At 58.7% G+C, this 16,856-nt stretch carries 17 protein-coding genes; 16 read left to right on the forward strand and 1 reads right to left on the reverse strand.

The window, feature by feature from the left end:
* Nucleotides 1-50 precede the first annotated feature (50 nt).
* The 8 genes from DXD94_RS00800 to DXD94_RS00835 all read left to right on the forward strand — a co-directional run bounded on the left by DXD94_RS00800 (nt 51) and on the right by DXD94_RS00835 (nt 7,794).
* A complete protein-coding gene (locus DXD94_RS00800) occupies nt 51-1,346 on the forward strand; it encodes a glycosyltransferase family 2 protein (RefSeq protein WP_089571721.1) in 1,296 nt (431 codons plus the stop codon).
* Nucleotides 1,347-1,424: 78 nt separating this feature from the next.
* Entirely contained in the window at nt 1,425-1,850 is a 426-nt protein-coding gene (locus DXD94_RS00805) for a prepilin peptidase (protein ID WP_117735055.1), read from the forward strand.
* A gap of 31 nt (nt 1,851-1,881) precedes the next feature.
* A complete protein-coding gene (locus tag DXD94_RS00810; protein WP_117762918.1) occupies nt 1,882-3,129 on the forward strand; it encodes a deoxyguanosinetriphosphate triphosphohydrolase family protein in 1,248 nt (415 codons plus the stop codon).
* Between the two features lie 60 nt (nt 3,130-3,189).
* Nucleotides 3,190-4,539 carry a replication-associated recombination protein A gene (locus DXD94_RS00815; RefSeq protein ID WP_199406626.1) on the forward strand — a complete coding sequence of 450 codons (1,350 nt, stop codon included), beginning with the start codon at nt 3,190-3,192 and terminating at the stop codon, nt 4,537-4,539.
* Between the two features lie 95 nt (nt 4,540-4,634).
* The gene (locus DXD94_RS00820) at nt 4,635-5,213 is read left to right on the forward strand and encodes a hypothetical protein (protein ID WP_117735058.1); all 579 of its coding nucleotides are present in this window, start codon (nt 4,635-4,637) and stop codon (nt 5,211-5,213) included.
* A 1-nt stretch (nt 5,214) separates the two neighbouring features.
* Complete coding sequence (locus DXD94_RS00825) at nt 5,215-5,592, forward strand: hypothetical protein (protein WP_022094590.1); 378 nt, start codon at nt 5,215-5,217, stop codon at nt 5,590-5,592.
* A 1-nt stretch (nt 5,593) separates the two neighbouring features.
* Complete coding sequence (locus tag DXD94_RS00830; RefSeq protein WP_117735059.1) at nt 5,594-6,385, forward strand: RNA polymerase sigma factor SigF; 792 nt, start codon at nt 5,594-5,596, stop codon at nt 6,383-6,385.
* Complete coding sequence (locus tag DXD94_RS00835) at nt 6,382-7,794, forward strand: AI-2E family transporter (protein WP_117762919.1); 1,413 nt, start codon at nt 6,382-6,384, stop codon at nt 7,792-7,794. Before DXD94_RS00830 ends, DXD94_RS00835 begins: the two co-directional genes overlap by 4 nt.
* Before the next feature lie 6 nt (nt 7,795-7,800).
* Here DXD94_RS00835 and DXD94_RS00840 read toward each other — a convergent pair whose 3' ends face one another.
* Nucleotides 7,801-8,040 carry a hypothetical protein gene (locus DXD94_RS00840; protein WP_117735061.1) on the reverse strand — a complete coding sequence of 80 codons (240 nt, stop codon included), beginning with the start codon at nt 8,038-8,040 and terminating at the stop codon, nt 7,801-7,803.
* 197 nt (nt 8,041-8,237) lie between these two features.
* On the opposite strand from DXD94_RS00840, the gene alaS reads away from it, so the two are divergent.
* From alaS to efp, 8 genes are all read left to right on the forward strand, one after another.
* Nucleotides 8,238-10,895 (forward strand): alanine--tRNA ligase, encoded by a 2,658-nt coding sequence (gene alaS / locus DXD94_RS00845; RefSeq protein ID WP_117762920.1) that lies wholly within the window; start codon nt 8,238-8,240, stop codon nt 10,893-10,895.
* A 17-nt stretch (nt 10,896-10,912) separates the two neighbouring features.
* Nucleotides 10,913-11,341: a Holliday junction resolvase RuvX gene (gene ruvX, locus DXD94_RS00850; RefSeq protein WP_089571740.1), complete on the forward strand. Its 429-nt coding sequence runs from the start codon at nt 10,913-10,915 to the stop codon at nt 11,339-11,341.
* On the forward strand, nt 11,334-12,719 hold the full coding sequence (mltG, locus tag DXD94_RS00855; RefSeq protein ID WP_233540286.1) for an endolytic transglycosylase MltG: 1,386 nt from the start codon (nt 11,334-11,336) through the stop codon (nt 12,717-12,719). Before ruvX ends, mltG begins: the two co-directional genes overlap by 8 nt.
* 1 nt (nt 12,720) lies before the next feature.
* Complete coding sequence (locus DXD94_RS00860) at nt 12,721-13,218, forward strand: YqeG family HAD IIIA-type phosphatase (protein ID WP_117646451.1); 498 nt, start codon at nt 12,721-12,723, stop codon at nt 13,216-13,218.
* Between the two features lie 8 nt (nt 13,219-13,226).
* Nucleotides 13,227-13,760, forward strand: coding sequence for a shikimate kinase (locus DXD94_RS00865; RefSeq protein WP_117735064.1), 534 nt, complete (start codon nt 13,227-13,229; stop codon nt 13,758-13,760).
* Nucleotides 13,757-14,866 (forward strand): hypothetical protein, encoded by a 1,110-nt coding sequence (locus DXD94_RS00870; RefSeq protein ID WP_117762922.1) that lies wholly within the window; start codon nt 13,757-13,759, stop codon nt 14,864-14,866. The genes DXD94_RS00865 and DXD94_RS00870 overlap by 4 nt, the downstream gene beginning before the upstream one ends.
* 133 nt (nt 14,867-14,999) lie before the next feature.
* Nucleotides 15,000-16,130 carry a Xaa-Pro peptidase family protein gene (locus tag DXD94_RS00875; protein WP_117762923.1) on the forward strand — a complete coding sequence of 377 codons (1,131 nt, stop codon included), beginning with the start codon at nt 15,000-15,002 and terminating at the stop codon, nt 16,128-16,130.
* 159 nt (nt 16,131-16,289) lie between these two features.
* Nucleotides 16,290-16,853, forward strand: a complete 564-nt coding sequence (gene efp / locus DXD94_RS00880) for an elongation factor P (protein ID WP_006233983.1) — start codon at nt 16,290-16,292, stop codon at nt 16,851-16,853.
* Nucleotides 16,854-16,856: the final 3 nt, after the last annotated feature.

Genomic DNA, 16,856 nt, shown 5'->3' on the forward strand with positions numbered 1-16,856 from the left:
CCTGCGGTATGATATACGGTTGTTTACGTAACGCGTTCCTGGGAGCCTGCATGCTCGCCTTTTTACAAACCAACACGCCCATCGTGATCTTTAACCAGATTGTGGTTACGCTGCTCACGGTCTGCTTTCTGTACCAGGTCGTCTTCTTTGTCATTGGCGCCCTGCGCGGTGAGGTTGCACCTCCCAAGGCCAAAAAGCTCCATCGCTATGCCTTCTTCATTGCGGCGCATAACGAGGAGGCGGTAATTGCCAATCTCGTGCGCTCCATCAAAGACCAGGACTATCCGTCCGAGCTTATCGAGGTCTTTGTGGTCGCCGATGCCTGCACCGATAACACGGCGCAGCTCGCTCGCGAGGCTGGCGCCATCGTCTATGAGCGTAACGACCTGGCCCGTAAGGGTAAGAGCTGGGTCATGGACTTTGGTTTTGACCGCATTCTTAACGAGTATCCCGATACCTTTGAGGGCTACTTTATTTTCGACGCCGACAACGTTATCTCCCGCGATTACGTCTCCAAGATGAATGACGCCTTTGACCAGGGCTTCCATGTGGTCACAAGCTACCGCAACTCCAAAAACTTTGGTAGCTCGTGGATCTCGGCAGCGAATGCCACTTGGTACCTGCGCGAGGCGCGTTTCCTCAATAACGCACGTAATATCTGCAAGACTTCCTGTGCCGTTTCGGGTTCGGGCTACCTTATCTCGGCGAGCGTAATCGAGGGCATGCACGGTTGGCAGTTCCATACGCTGACCGAGGACATCCAGTTCACCACGTTCTGCGCCATTCACGGCATCCGCATTGGCTATGCGCCGGCGGAGTTCTTTGACGAGCAGCCCGTGACGTTCAAGGCATCCTGGAAGCAGCGTATGCGTTGGACCAAGGGCTTTTACCAGGTGTTCTTTACGTATGGTAAGCACCTGGTCAAGTCGACCTTCCGCTATCATCGCTTTGCCGCATATGACATGTTTATGACCATCGCTCCGGGCATGCTTCTGTCCCTGATTTCCATGTTAGCCAACGCGACGTTCCTTATCGTGGGTGGACTCTCACACGGCTTCTTGGCTACCGAAGTCGAGATGCAGGCTTGTGCCGCCTCGCTCATTATGACCTTCGCGATGATGTATCAGACCTTCTTTATCCTGGCGCTGCTCACGACCATCTTTGAGTACAAGCACATTCACTGCGCTCAAAAGTGGCGCCTGGTGACCAACCTGTTTACCTTCCCGATCTTTATGTTCAGCTATATTCCCATCACGGTGGCCGCACTGTTCCTAAAGGTCGACTGGGTCCCGACGCAGCACGCCGTCAGCGTTACCCTCGACGAGGTCATGCAGGGCGCTAAATAACCACCACCAAAACCACCACAAAGGGGACAGGCACCTTTGTGGTGGTTTTTGCTTTTGAGCAGCTGTTCATGGAGGTGCATGATGTTCTATATCCCATTTTGGATCTGCGCCTTTGCCGGTGCGGTGGTTGATGCCCGCGAGCGGCGGTACCCGAATGAGCTTGCCGGCGTGTGCGCGGTGGCGGCGTTTGCGGGCGTTTGGCTCGATCTCGGTTTGAGCACAGCGCTTGACCACGCGGGTCTAGCCGTCATCATGTATCTTGCTCTCGTGCTGACTGAGTCCCTCTGGCGTCGTCTTCGCCAAACCCCGGGCATCGGCATGGGAGATGCCAAGGCGCTCTTCGCGCTTTGCACGCTCGACCCTATGGGTGGCATCGTGGCATTTGCCGCCGCGCTCCTGGCCCTTGCCCTCTCCTGCCTCATCACAAAATCGCGCTCCCTGCCATTGCTCCCGTTTTTGGTGCCGATTTTTGCCATAATCGAGGTTGTGGGCTGCACATTGTAACCGATTGCGCATCCTTCTTAAGGAGCATGCCATGGCAACTAATCAAGAAACGGCCGTCATAAAGGCGCGCATGGACCGTATTCCCTCGGCGTTGTCGTCCGAACTTGTCGAGCGCATTGCCGCCGATCGTGCTTCGGGCTATGTCAACCCGTGTCGTTGCAACGACGACCAGGTCATTCGTCGTGTTGATCGTGTCGCCGACAAAGGTACGCTTATGCGTCCAGCGTTTATGCGCGATATCGAAAAGATACTTCATCTTCCGGCGTACACCCGTTATGCAGGCAAAACGCAGGTCTTTAGTTTCCGTAGCAATGACGATCTGTCACGTCGCGGTTTGCACGTGCAGCTTGTTTCGCGCATCGCACGCGATATCGGCCGCGCCTTGGGGCTCAACTGTGATCTGATCGAGGCGATTGGCCTGGGCCACGACTTGGGGCACACGCCCTTTGGCCATGCCGGTGAGCGATTCCTCAACGATATTTACCACGAGCGCACCGGCCGCTTCTTTTTCCATAACGTGCAGTCGGTGCGCGTGCTCGATGCCCTGTATGGCCGCAACGTATCGCTCCAGACGCTCGACGGCGTGCTATGCCATAACGGCGAGTACGAGCAGCGCGTGTTTGAATTGTCGGATATGGGCTCCTTTGACCAGTTCGATCGGACAGTTGAGGACTGTATCGCCACGGGCTATGGCGCTATTGAGCACCTGCGTCCCATGACGCTCGAGGGCTGCGTCGTTCGCATTTCGGACATCCTCGCCTACGTCGGTCGTGACCGTCAGGATGCGATCGCGGCGGGCTTGCTTTCGCCAGACGCTTTTGATGATGGCCGGGGCGGTGCCTACAACAGTTGGATCCTCACGCACGCTTCCATCGATATCGTCGAGCACAGCTATGGCAAGCCGCGCATCGAGATGAGCGAGGACCTGTTTGAGGAAATACGCCGAGCCAAGCGCGAGAACTACGAGAAAATCTATAGCAAGGGCGGTATCGAAGGCGACTCCGAAGCGGAGCTGCGAGAGGCCTTCGAAAAGCTCTACGGCCGTTGCCTGCGGGACATAAACGAAGGCGACGAGTCTTCGTACATCTTTAAGCATCACATTTCTCGCATTGAGCAGCAGCTTTCTTACTACGATCGCGTGTATGCCTGGCAGGAGGACAAGGATCAAGCCGTGGTGGATTACATCGCGAGCATGACGGACGGTTATTTCTGCGAGCTCACGAGCAAGCTGTTCCCGGGTTTAAAGTTTCCGCACCGCACCTATATTAACGAACGGTAGTTCGTATCCTTTCGGTATACTGTTGGTCAACAACGATTTTGATTGATGCACGGGATGGCTATGGACGACCTTTTTTCTGCCTCGACGCGCGAGCGTTCCTTTAGAAATGCGCCGCTCGCGGTGCGCATGCGCCCCAATTCGCTCGATGATTACGTGGGCCAGCAAAAGGCCGTCGGTAAGGGCTCATGGCTGCGTGCCGCGATTGAGCACGACGTGCTATCGAGTGTGATTCTGTACGGGCCGGCCGGTACGGGCAAGACGACGCTGGCCCACATTATCGCCAACCATACCAAGAGCGAGTTTGTCGAGGTCAGCGCCGTCACGGGTACTGTGAAGGATCTGCGCCGCGTGATTGACGAGGCAAAGACGCGCCTGAATACCTACGACCGTCGCACCATCCTGTTTATCGACGAGATTCATCGCTTTTCCAAGTCGCAGCAGGATGCCCTGTTGCATGCAGTCGAGAATCGTACCGTCATTATGATCGGCGCCACGACGGAGAATCCGTACTTTGAGGTCAACTCGGCATTGCTCTCGCGTGGTCGCGTGGTGGAGCTTGAGCACCTCAAAGACGAGGATATCGCCACGCTTATCGAGCGTGCGCTCGAGGCGCCGCAGGGTCTGAACGGCAAGTTCTCGGCCGATGAGGATACGGTTAAGACCATCTGCACGCTGGCCGCTGGCGACGCTCGCTCGGCGCTCACGACGCTCGAGCTTGCGAGCGAGATTGCCGTCACGCGTCCCGATACCGAGGGAACGCCAGCGCCTGCGGCGGGGGAGCGCTATCCCATTACCGTGGATGACGTGAAGATTGCCAATCCGCGTCGCGGTTTTTCGTATGACAAAAACGGCGACATGCACTATGACATTATCAGTGCGTTCATCAAGTCCATGCGCGGCAGCGACCCCGATGCCACCATTTATTGGCTCGCGCGCATGATCGATGCGGGTGAGGATCCTAAGTTTATCGCCCGCCGCATTATGATTCAGGCTTCTGAGGACGTTGGTAATGCCGATCCGCAGGCACTTTTGGTGGCGCATGCTGCCTTTAAATCTGCTGAAGTTATTGGCTATCCTGAATGTCGCATTAACCTGGCACAAGCTGCGCTCTATGTGTGCTTGGCGCCTAAGTCCAATGCGTGCGAGGCCTCGATCGATGCGGCGCTAGCCGATATCCACAGCAGTGGTCTTCGCGAGGTGCCCAGTTACCTACGCGATCGCCATCGCCCTGGTAGCGATGAGTACGGCGTTTACAAGTATCCGCACGATTATCCCGAAGGCTGGGTCGATCAGCGCTACTTGCCCGACGGCCTGGAACATGGTGCCTTTTGGCAGCCTGCCGGCCGCGGTTGGGAAGAGTGGCGTGTGGAGCAAAGCGAACGTGACCGTAGCGGTAACGCGCCCAAGTAGGTCATTGGCACCTCGCACATTCCCTTTGGGTATCTTTCCCCTTCTTTGGGGTACCATGAACAGCGTCTGTATTTCGATTTTTCCGGGAGGCTTGTATGAGTCCCATTCAAATTGCCCTGCTGGTGCTTGCCATTGCCGGCGTGTGGGCTATCGCTGAGCTCGCGCTCACGCTGCGCAAGACCCGCACCGTTGTCGACTCGCTCGATAAGACCGTAACCGACCTCAACAACACTATCGCCGAGGCGCAGCCGGTGGTGGCAAAACTCGACGGCGCTGTCGACGAGCTTACACCGGCACTTGCCCAGATTGAGCCGCTGCTTAAGTCGAGCAAGACCGCCGTTGACGCCCTGACGTCCAACCTCGTTGAGGTTGAGGCCGTCGTTCGCGACATTTCCGAGGTCACGGGCAGTATGGCCGAGGCCAGCAACGCCGTGTCGAGCGTGACCGATTCTGCCGCCGGTGCCGTGCAGAAGCTGTTCAATAAGGTGAAGGCACCTGCAGCTGACGCCGAGCGCAAGCTCGCCGCTGCCGCTGCGGAGGCCGAGCAGCCCACCGAGCGCGTCCTAATTGGCGAGGACGAGGCCGCCGATGGCGCAGATGTGGCTCACAAGTCTGTAGCCAGGCCGGCTCAGTATTACACCTATACGCCCGCCGAGACCTCTGAGGAGTCCTGAGATGAGTAGCGAAGCAACCTGCCCCATCACGCTTACCGTTGCTGGTGACCCGCGTCTCGCTCGCCTTGTGCGCATGACGGCGGCCAACGTTGGTGCCCTGTGCTCCATGTCTGTCGATCGCATCGAGGACATCCGCATGGCTGCCGAGGAAGCCTTCATCTTTGGCTGCACGGCTGTTGATTCCGACGATATCTCGATCAAATTCGATGTCGACGAATCGCACGTGGGCATGACCTTTACCTTTGGCGATCAGGCGACTGTCGATGAAGACGACCAGGCTGCGGTGTATGCCGAGCTCATCCTTGCAAGCGTGTGCGACTCCTACGAAAAGACCGCGGCGCCCCTGACGCTTTCCCTCGACCTCAAGGCGGATATCTAATATGACCGAACGTTCCCGGAGCGGCAAGACCGCTTGGGATAAGGAGAAAACCCGCGAGCTGTTTCGCCGCTACAAGGAGACCGGTGATCCGGACGCCCGCGAGCAGCTCGTCATGTCCCATATGAACCTGGTAAGGTTTCTTGCCAACAAATTTAAGAATCGCGGCGAGCCACTCGATGACCTTTTGCAGGTCGGCTATCTGGGCTTGCTCAAGGCTATCGACCGCTTTGACCCTGAACGCGGACTTGAGTTCACGACGTTTGCGACACCCACTATCCTGGGTGAGATCAAACGCCATTTCCGCGACAAGGGCTGGAGCGTACGCGTGCCGCGTCGTCTGCAGGAGCTCTCGGCCAAGGTCAACCAGGCTACTGACAAACTTACCAACGAGCTGCAGCGTTCGCCCAAGGTTGAGGAGATCGCTGAGTATCTAGATGTGACTGTCGACGAGGTCCTCGAGGCTATGGAATCGTCTTCGGCCTATACCTCGGTGCCTATCGAGGCTCCCGGTACATCTGATTCCGACGATTCGCCTTCGATTCTCGACCGTTATGCCGACGAGGACAATGAACTCGACTTTACCGATGACCGCTTGGTGATTGAGGAGGCCATTCGCGATTTCTCGCCGCGCGAGCGCGAGGTTATCGAGCTGCGCTTCGTGAAGGGCATGACCCAGATCGAGATCGCCAAGAAGCTGGGTATTTCTCAGGTGCAGGTTTCGCGTCTGCTGCGCCGCACGCTTAAGAAGATTCAGGACAAGATCGACCCCGACGGAGTGATGATTCGTTCATGAGTGAGCGCCCCCAGCAAACCGATCGCGCGCTGCGCGGCACCCGCATTATGACGCTGCGCATTTGGGCTGTTGTCGGCTGCATTGTTATTGCTGCTGTCATCTTTAACCTTATGGGCATCCTGGCACCGGTTATCGAGTTTCTCGCCGTCGGCTCCATTATTGCTTTTGTGATGTCCCCGATCACCAACTGGCTCGAGCATCACGGCGTCGGACGTGGCCTCGGTTCGCTCATCGCGCTCATTGTGGTTGTTGCCGTGCTCGTCGGCGTCGTCTGCATCCTCTCGCCTATTTTGCTCGGTCAAATCATGGAAGTCCTGAGCCGCCTGCCCGAGCAGCTTCGTGTTGCGGGTGGCGATCTCAACGAGATGCTCTCGCACGCCAAGACGCTCAACAACACTCCGCTCAAGGAGTATCTGGACGACAATCTTTCTTCGCTGGTTACCGTAGCGTCCAAGTACGTCTCGCAAATCGCTGCCGAGCTCGGCCGCGGTGTGTTTCCGCTCATTACCAACACGGCCTCGCAGCTGTTCGTCATCTTCCTGGGTCTGGTGCTTGCCTACTGGCTTGCCTGCGATTATCCCCGCATGCACCACGAGGTCTGCACCATCATCGGACAGGAAAAAGAGACCTCGTACCGCTTTATGGTTGCCATCCTTTCACGCTCGGTCGGCGGCTATATGCGCGGCATGGTCGTGACGTCCATCTGCGGTGGCTTCCTTGCCTTTATCGGTTTTATGATCATCGGCCATCCGTATGCGGCGCTCATGGCTATCTTTACCGGCATCATGCATTTGGTTCCGGTCGTCGGTCCCTGGGTGAGCGCAGCAATCGCTACGGTACTCGGCTTTATGTTCAGCCCCATGTTGGCGTTATGGACGCTCATCGTGACGATGGTCGCACAAAACGTCACCGATAACGTGATTTCGCCTAAGGTCATGCAGAGCTCGGTGCAGGTGCATCCCGTCATGAGCCTTACGGCCCTCGTTATCGGTTCGGCACTCATGGGTCCCATCGGCATGGTTATCGCTATTCCGCTGTGCGCGGCCCTCAAGGGTATCTTCGTGTACTACTTCGAGAATGAGACCGGCCGCCAGCTCGTGGCCTATGACGGCGCCGTGTTTAAGGGCACGCCGTACCGCGATGCCGATGGCAACCCGGTCGCCGCCTACGACGCGCTCGGAGATGATACGTTCATTTACGAGTCTGAGCTCATCGGCAACGAGACTGCGCCCGAGGCCAAGGCCATGCCCAAGCCCGAGCTCGATAATCCCTGGATTAAGCTCTCAGGCCTGCAGCCCGACGCGACCGGTTTCTTCAAGAACCCCTTCGCCAAGGATGACGATTCCAACACGGATGACGACACCAAAACCGGCATCGACGGCTCCATGGACGATTCGGATGCTAAATAGGTCCCATTAACGTTTCTTGAAGTTGTAAATGACAAGAAACGCGATCAAAGCGATTGATAAGGGGCCAGCCACATAGAAAAAGATGGCGTCAATTGCGCTTAGGGTGTAATACGCTTTATCGCCAGATGTTACTGCGTACAATGCGTAGCCAAATCTCGGCTGGTTCACATACCAGCTCGAGTAAGCGAAGATTGCTAAAAGGGCTACTGAGGTTAGTGCATTCACGACAAACCGTTTGCTATTCATCGATCGCTCCTTCCGGACGATTCTTATATGAAATTTTACCGAAATCATTTTTTTTCAAAGTATTTGACAGACCTAAATAACGTGCACTTTCGCTGGAGGGTCGCTGTTTGGCGGCCCTCTTTTTTGAACAGGCGCGGTGGGATGGTAATATCGTTACGTTTGAACTGTTTCGATGTGAAACTGAGGAGATTCCCTCTATGAGTGCTGACTACCCGTCAATGACTACGGCCGAGATTCGCTCCAAGTTCCTCAACTTCTTTGAGGAGCGCGGTCTTAAGCTCTATCCTTCTTCGTCCCTCGTCCCCGACGATCCTTCGCTGCTGCTTGCCAACGCAGGCATGAACCAGTTTAAGGAGTACTACCAGGGCAAGAAGACCATGAAGGAGATCGGCGCGATCTCCTGCCAGAAGTGTGTCCGCACCAACGACATCGACTGCATCGGTGAGGACGGCCGTCACCTGTCCTTCTTTGAGATGCTCGGCGACTTCTCCTTTGGCGGCATCTCCAAGCAGCAGGCCTGCGCTTGGGCTTTTGAGCTCATCACCAAGGAGTTCAAGCTGCCGCTCGACCGCCTGTACTTCACCGTCTTTACCGAAGACGACGAGACCCACGATGTGTGGCGCTCTCTGGGCGTTGCCGAGGATCACATCTCCCGCCTGGGCGAGGACGACAACTTCTGGGCCGCTGGCCCCACCGGCCCCTGCGGTCCGTGCTCCGAGATCTACTTTGACATGGGCGAGGAGGTCGGTTGCGGCAGCCCCGACTGCAAGCCTGGCTGCGACTGTGACCGCTTCCTTGAGTTCTGGAACCTCGTGTTTACCCAGTACGACCGCCAGGAGGACGGCTCCATGCCGGAGCTGCCGCACCGCAACCTCGATACGGGCATGGGTCTGGAGCGCATGGCCGCTATCATGCAGCACAAGACCGCTAACTACGACGGCGATCTGATGCAGCACCTCATCAAGCTCGGTGAGAAGATCAGCGGCAAGACCTATGACGCCGACGATTACTCCGGTGCCAGCCGCTCCCTGCGCATCATCGCCGACCACTCCCGTGCCGTTGACTTTATGATCTCCGACGGCATCCTGCCCGGTAACGAGGGTCGCGAGTACGTCCTGCGCCGCCTGCTCCGTCGTGCCGTGTTCCACGGTCGTCTGCTGGGCATCGAGGGCGCCTTCCTGACCAAGTTTATCGACGAGGTCAACGCTCAGATGGGCGAGGCTTATCCCGAGCTGCTCAAGAACGTCGCGCTCGTTAAGGGCATCGTCGCCTCCGAGGAGGAGCGTTTCTCAACGACGCTCGACAACGGCCGCGTTTACCTGGACGAGGCCCTGGCCGCGCTCGCCGACGACGCTGTCCTTCCGGGCGATGTTGCCTTTAAGCTTCACGACACCTTTGGTTTCCCCATTGACCTGACTGTCGAGATCGCCGGCACCGCCGGTCACGACGTCGACATGGATGGCTTTACCGCTTGCATGGAGGACCAGAAGGCCCGCGCCCGCGCCAACGCCAAGGGCGATGCCTGGGGCAGCTTCAACGACGTGTGGGTCGAGCTTTCCGACAAGGTTGCCGCGACCGAGTTCGACGGCTATGACAACGACGTCATCGATGGCGCCAAGGTTGTCGCCATCGTGCGCAACGGCGAGTCCGTCGAGTCCGCCGCTGCGGGCGAGGACGTCGAGGTCGTGCTCGACCGTACCCCGTTCTACGCCGAGATGGGCGGCCAGCAGGGCGACGCCGGCGAGCTTTCCGCCGAGGGCGTTGCGCTGACCATTTCCGATACCAAGAACCACAACGGCCTGTATGCCCACGTCGGCTACGTCGCCGAGGGCACGCTGACCGTCGGTGCTACCGTGACCGCCGCGCTCGACGCCGAGCGCCGTGGCTTCCTGCGTCGCAACCACACCGCCACCCACCTTCTCGACGCCGCGCTTAAGCAGGTCCTGGGCGAGCATGTCTCCCAGGCTGGCTCGTTGGTGACGCCCGAGCACCTGCGCTTTGACTTCACGCACTTCGAGGCCCTCTCCTCCGAGCAGCTCAAGGCCGTTGAGGACCTGGTCAACCAGCAGATCTTCGCTTCCAAGCCGGTCGTGACCCGCGTCATGGGCATCGATGAGGCCAAGGCCGCCGGCGCTGTCGCCCTGTTTGGCGAGAAGTACGGAGACGTCGTCCGCGTCGTCTCCGTGGGCGCCGAGGATCAGCCGTTCTCCCGCGAGCTCTGCGGTGGTACGCATGCCGCCAATACCGCCGAGATCGGTCTGTTCAAGATCATTTCCGAGTCCTCCACGGGTTCGAACGTCCGGCGTATCGAGGCCGTGACCTCCAAGGGCGCTCTCGATTACATGGACGACCGCCTGGCGCTCGTTGACGCTGCCGCCGCTGCGCTCAAGTGCCGCGTCGACGAGGTTCCCGCCCGCGTGGAGAACCTGCAGGCCGAGCTGCGCGAGACTTCTAACAAGCTCAAGAAGGCTCTGACCGGTGGCTCCTCCGACGCCATTTCCAGCGCCATCGACGGCGCTGTCGAGCTGAATGGATACAAGCTCGTCGTCGCTGAGCTCCAGGGTCTCGAGGCCGCAGACCTGCGCAACGTCTGGGATACCGTGCACCAGAAGGTTGCCGGCCCCGTCGCCTGCGTAGTTGCCAGCGTTACCGAGAAGGGCACCCCGGCCCTGCTCGCCGCCGGCTCCGATGACGCTGTGAAGGCCGGTTTCCACGCCGGCAACGTGATCAAGCAGATCGCGGGCCTGGTCGATGGTCGCGGTGGCGGTCGTCCCAACATGGCCCAGGCCGGTGGCAAGAACGCTGCCGGTATCGCCGATGCCCTCGCGGTCGCCAAGACCGCGCTCGGCGCCTAAGAACCTAAGTAGTCGCTGTGGTCGCGCTCGCGCTGGACATAGGGGAGACTAGGATCGGTATTGCCGTCTCAAGCCGTGATGGCAAGATGGCAATGCCTGTCAAGGTGCTTCCGGCTGCCGAGGTCACCGGTATGGCCAAGACGTTTCGCTACCTGGTCGAGGACTATGAGCCCGATATCCTGGTAAGCGGGCGTCCCTTGACTATGGCCGGTGAGCCCGGCCCTCAGGCCGAGCGCGTCGCCGCCGTAGCGCAAAAGATTGCCGACGAGCTCGAACTTCCGCTGGAGTTTGAGGACGAGCGTCTGTCCTCGCAAGAGGCCAAGCGCATCTTGCGCGAGCAGGGACTCAACGAAAAGCAGATGAGGGGCAAGATTGACATGATTGCCGCTAGCCTGTTTTTGCAGACGTGGCTTGATCGTAAAAACGAGGAGGTCTCGCATGCCTAGCGCTTCCGATCCGCGCCAGCCGATTCGTACACGACAGCCTGTGCCGCGCCCTACCCAACCTGGCCAGCGTCCGGCACAGCCGACACAGCGCGCAGCTCAGTCTGCCGCGCGCCCGGTGCAGTCCTCCTCTCGTTCGGCCCAACCTGCTCAGCGGACGGGTCAGCAGCCCACTGCTCGTACGGCCCAGCCTGCAGGCGGTACCCGCTTTAAGCAGCAGGCACCTATCCAGCGAACGCAGGCCCCCCAATCGCATTCGCATCACGCTCATGGCTCGCACGGCGTTGCTCCGGCCACGCGATCGAGCTATAACACGCACGCCCGCCGTGGTTCCCAAAAGAAAAGCTCCCCGGTGCCTATGATTATCGGTGGCGTCGTCGCCGTGCTTGCGCTTGTCGCGATCGTGTTCTTTGTCGTGCCAGCCGTCAAGGGCTTCTTTGCCGGCGAGGATTCGAAGGTCACGGCTGGTCAACAGGTTACGGTGACCATTCCCGACGGTGCTTCGGGCGATACGATCGCCTCGATTCTTTCCGAGAATCATATCGTCGAAAATCCCAAGGATTACTATGCGGCGGTAAAAAAGCTCAGCGCCGATATGTCGCTTAAGCCCGGCACTTATTCGTTCACCACGCTCATGGATACGACTAAGGTGGTGCAGCAACTCATGGAAGGCCCCAACGCGGGCTCCAATGCGCTGACGATTCCCGAGGGCTTGACGGTCGATCAAGTCGCCGGCCGTGTGGCCCAGGCCTACGACAGCATCTCTAAGGAAGACTTCCTCAACCAGGCCAAGGCCTCCAACTACGTGGACGATTATAGCTTCCTTAGGGGTGCTGCAAACGATTCGCTCGAGGGCTTCTTGTTCCCCAAGACCTATTCGCTGGGCGATTCGCCGACGGCCGATGAAGTGATTCGCGCCATGCTCGATCAGTTTAAGACCGAGTACAAGTCGCTTGACTTTGCCAGCTGCGAGGCCAAGATCAAGGAGCGCTACGGTGTGGAGATGTCCGATTACGACATCGTTAACCTTGCCTCTATCGTTGAGCGCGAGGGTCTCAACGCCGATCAACGGTCGCACGTGGCCTCGGTCTTCTACAACCGCCTTGCCGGTAAGCTTGACGGTCTGCGTTATCTCAACAGCGATGCGACCATGATGTATGTTACCGGCGGCGAGGTTACCGCCGACGACCTGCAGAGCGATAGCCCGTATAACACCTATAAGCACGAGGGCCTGCCGCCCACGCCCATCTGTTCTCCGTCGCTCGAGGCGCTCAAGGCCACCCTTGAGCCGACCGACTCCGATGACCTGTATTTCTACATTACACAGGACGAGGAGTATTTCTCGCAAACCTACGAAGAACATCAACAGTCTTGGAATTAGCATGAGGATTTTTAGCCCCAAACGATACGTTGCCTCGGTCGATCGCATCGACCTTGATACCCTGTGGGCCGACGGCAAACGCGCCATTCTGCTCGATCGCGATAACACCCTGGTGCCGCGCGATACCGAGCAGGTTCCCGCCGCGGTTTCCGCTTGGCTCGATGCCGCCCGTGCCAAAGGCTTTAAGCTGTGCATGGTGTCCAACAACTGGCATCGCGACCAGGTCATGAGCTCTGCACGCGAGTTGGGGCTCGAGGCCATCAGCCACGCTATGAAGCCGGCTCCGTTTGCCCTCAAGGCGGGTCTTAAGCGCCTCGGCGCCACTGCCGATGAGGCGGTGCTGATCGGTGATCAGCTCTACACGGACGTGTGGAGCGGCAACTTTGCCGGCGTCGATACCATCCTGGTCAAGCCGCAAGCAACCCAGGACCTGTGGTACACGCAGATCTTCCGTATCTTTGAGCGCCGGGCCCTGCGCGACCTTCCCTGCGAGGAATAGGTCTCTCTATGTCCCAGCACATCAAACACGGCTGCGACCATATCTTCTTTATCGGCTTTTTGGGCGCGGGCAAATCGACGCTCGCGCGCAACGTCGGCACCATGTTCAAGCGGCGTTTTATCGATACCGACCGCCTGGTCGTGCGTCGATGCGGCAAGTCGGTTACCGAGATTTTTGAGACCGAGGGCGAGGATCGTTTTCGCGAGCTCGAGACCTCGGCACTCCGTTCGCTTCAAAGCGAGCGCAGCCTGCTGGTATCGTGCGGGGGTGGCATCGTCGAGACGCCAGTGAACATTAAACTGATGCACGAAATGGGTACGTGCGTGTACCTCGAGGGCGACTTCGAGGACTCGTTGCGCCAGATTCGTCGGTGCGACACGCGCCCCGATTTCCGCTCGCCCGAGCATGCCGCGCGCCTGTTTGAGCATCGCCGTCCGCTGTATCGCCAGGCCGCCGACCTTACCCTTGATATTCGCAACAAGTCCTTCGAGGACGTTTCCTACCTTTGTGCCGAGATGCTTTTGGAGCGTGGACTGCTATGATTCGCCGTCAACTGATCAATTTCCAAAACCGCAGCGTCGATGTCCGTGTCGGATTGGGCGCGTTCGATGAGCTGTCGCGTATGTTTGCCTCGGCCGTGGGCAAGCCTAAGCGTGCGATGGTCGTTTGGAACACCGCCACGTCAGAGCGTTTTGGCGAGGTCGTTGAGCATGCGTTGGTCGACGCCGGCTTTGCCGTGTCGCTGCTCGTCCTCGAGGTTTCGCCTGCCGGTGCCACGCTGGCCGATGCCGATACCGTCTTTGGCGCCCTGTCGGCTAACGTCATTACCTGTGACGATCTCGTTGTCGCCGTCGGCGACACGGCGACCTGCTCGGTCGTTAGCTGGTGCGCCAACCAGTGGTGTGGCCGAACCGAGTGCGCGCTGCTGCCGACGACCTTCGACGCCATGCTCACGGTCGCGACGACCATGAAGCCGCTCGTCGCTTCGTCGGCGAATGCGCTTCCCGCTATCGCGTTTCGTCCCGAACCGGGCCTGGTCGTGTGCGACCTCGATCTTGTCCGCGATGTGGATCCTGAGGAGCTCAAGCGCGGTTATGCCGTGCTCGTGGGCACCATGCTCTCCAGCAGCAAGTCTCGCTGGAATCAGTTTACTGAGACCGTCCCCGAGATTCTCGCGGGTGAGGAGGTCGCGCTCGTCAATGCCGTTCAATGGTCTCAGACTGCCCGCAAGGACGTATTGATGGCCACGAACCCGAGCGCTCGCCATGCGCTCGATTTTGGCAAGACGGGGGAACGCACCCTGCGCGCCTGCTTGGGAGATGCCGCTTCGCGGATCCCTGCCTACCAGCTGTTGTCCGAGGGCATGCGCTTTGAGGCACGCCTAGCACATGATGCCTGCGACTTCGATATCGACTATGTGTTTGATGTCGATGACTGCCTGGAGGACTTTGACATCGAGGAACTTGCCTTCGACCTGGAGCCTACCGCGTTTGTCGAGGAGTTCCGCAGGCAGCAGTTTGCGCGCTCGAACCGTAGCATGCTGCCGTTGCCCGCGGCGCTTGGCGCTATACGTTTGACCAGCGTGGAGGACGAGGTTCTCGAGCGCCATGCCCAGGCGTATCTGGCTTCTCGTAAGGAACTTCTCTAAGATTTATTGACATCCATCGTCTTTCGTATCATGTTGAGGGACGGGTTTTCAATCGGTTACGAATCGCTTGCGTTTTCGTACGCTGATTGAGCCCGTCCCGTCTGTATGTGACGACAACAAGAAAGGAATCTGCATGTCTGAGTTTGCTGCCGGTCCTGCCGGTCGTATCGAGCGTGTCCGTGCCCTGATGGTCGAGCGTGGCTACGACGCCATCGTGGTACGCGACGAGGCAAATCTTCGTTGGCTTACGGGCGTGAAGGGCGTCTTCGATTACACCTTCGAGTTTCCGCACGCGGCGTTTATTACGGCTGACCAGTGCCTGTTCCATACCGATTCGCGCTATCTCAACAGCTTTGAGGAGAACACGCCCGCCGGCAGTCCCTGGGTCTACGACATGGACGAGGGCACCATCCCCGGTTGGGTCGCCGGCAAGATCGCGGCCAACAAGTGCCGCGTCTGCGCTGTCGAGGACGATATGCAGATTAACTTCTACCAGGGCATTCAGCGCGGCCTGGAGGACCGCTCCGTCGCTTGCATGCTGCCGCTGATGCACGACGATATCCGTAAGATGCGCGCCGTCAAGGATGCCGAGGAGATCGAGCTCATGCGCCACGCACAGTCGATCACCGACGCCGCCTTCCAGCATATGCTCGGCTTTATTAAGCCTGGTATGACCGAGAAGCAGGTTCGCAACGAGCTTGAGAACTTTATGTTCGCCAACGGCGCCGACAGCTTGGCCTTTGGTTCCATCGTCGCGAGCGGTCCCAACACTGCGAACCCGCACGCCGTCCCGAGTGACCGCGTGATCGAGAAGGGCGACTTCGTCCTCATGGATTACGGCGCGGGCTATTGCGACTACCGCTCCGATATGACGCGTACCGTCGTGATGGGCGAGCCTACCCAGGAGCAGCTCGACCTGTACGCGCTCGTGCGCCGTACGCACGAGGAGTGCGTCGCCGCCATCCATCCGGGCGTCGAGGGCAACGACATCTTCAAGCTTTCTAAGAAGATTATCGGGGATGCCGGTTATGGCGATTACTACAACCATGGCCTGGGCCACGGCGTCGGTATCGACATCCACGAGCTGCCCAACTTCAACCGTAGCAAGAACATCATCGAAGTTGGCTCGGTTATTACCATGGAGCCCGGCGTGTACCTGCCCGGTGTGGGCGGCGTGCGCTTGGAGGACTACGGCGTGGTCACCGAGAACGGCTACGAGCCCTTCACCAAGACCCCGCATGACCTCCACGTTATCGACTGCTAGTCTACTTCGTAGATAGTTTGGGGCGGGGCGTCCGAAATGATTCGGGCGCCCCGCGTTCTCTTTTTATGCGCTCGCTGCAGGCGCCGTCTGCAAGTGTATAATTTCGGTCGTATGTAATTTGGACGCTTGTGCGTTCTGCCTATAACAAGAAAGGTCGCTATGCCTACCATTTCTACCGCCGACTTCAAGAACGGCCTCGGTCTCCGCATTAAGGACAAGGTCTACACCATCGTCGAGTTCCAGCATGTCAAGCCGGGAAAGGGTGGCGCGTTTGTGCGCTACAAGACCCGCGACATCAAGAGCGGCCGCGTCGTCGAGAATACCTGCAACGCCGGCACCAAGTTCGAGAGCGTCATGCTCACCACCCGTGAGTTCCAGTACCTCTACAACGATGGCACCGACTACATCTTCATGGACAACGAGTCCTATGAACAGGTTCCCGTTCCCGAGGACATGGTGGGCGAGAACTCCAAGTGGCTGCGCGAGAACGACATCTGCCAGCTGCTCTTCGCCGACGATGAGCTCATGGGCGTGACCCCGCCGATGTTCATCGAGACCACCATTGTCCAGACCGACCCGGGCTTTAAGGGCGACACCGTTCAGGGTTCCACCAAGCCGGCCACGATCGACACCGGCGCTGTCATCCAGGTCCCCATGTACCTTAACGAGGGCGAGGTCATCAAGGTTGACACCCGCGACGGCAAGTTCGTCTCCCGCGTCTAGCAA

This window comes from Collinsella sp. TM10-22 (assembly GCF_003466125.1).
GTDB lineage: Bacteria > Actinomycetota > Coriobacteriia > Coriobacteriales > Coriobacteriaceae > Collinsella.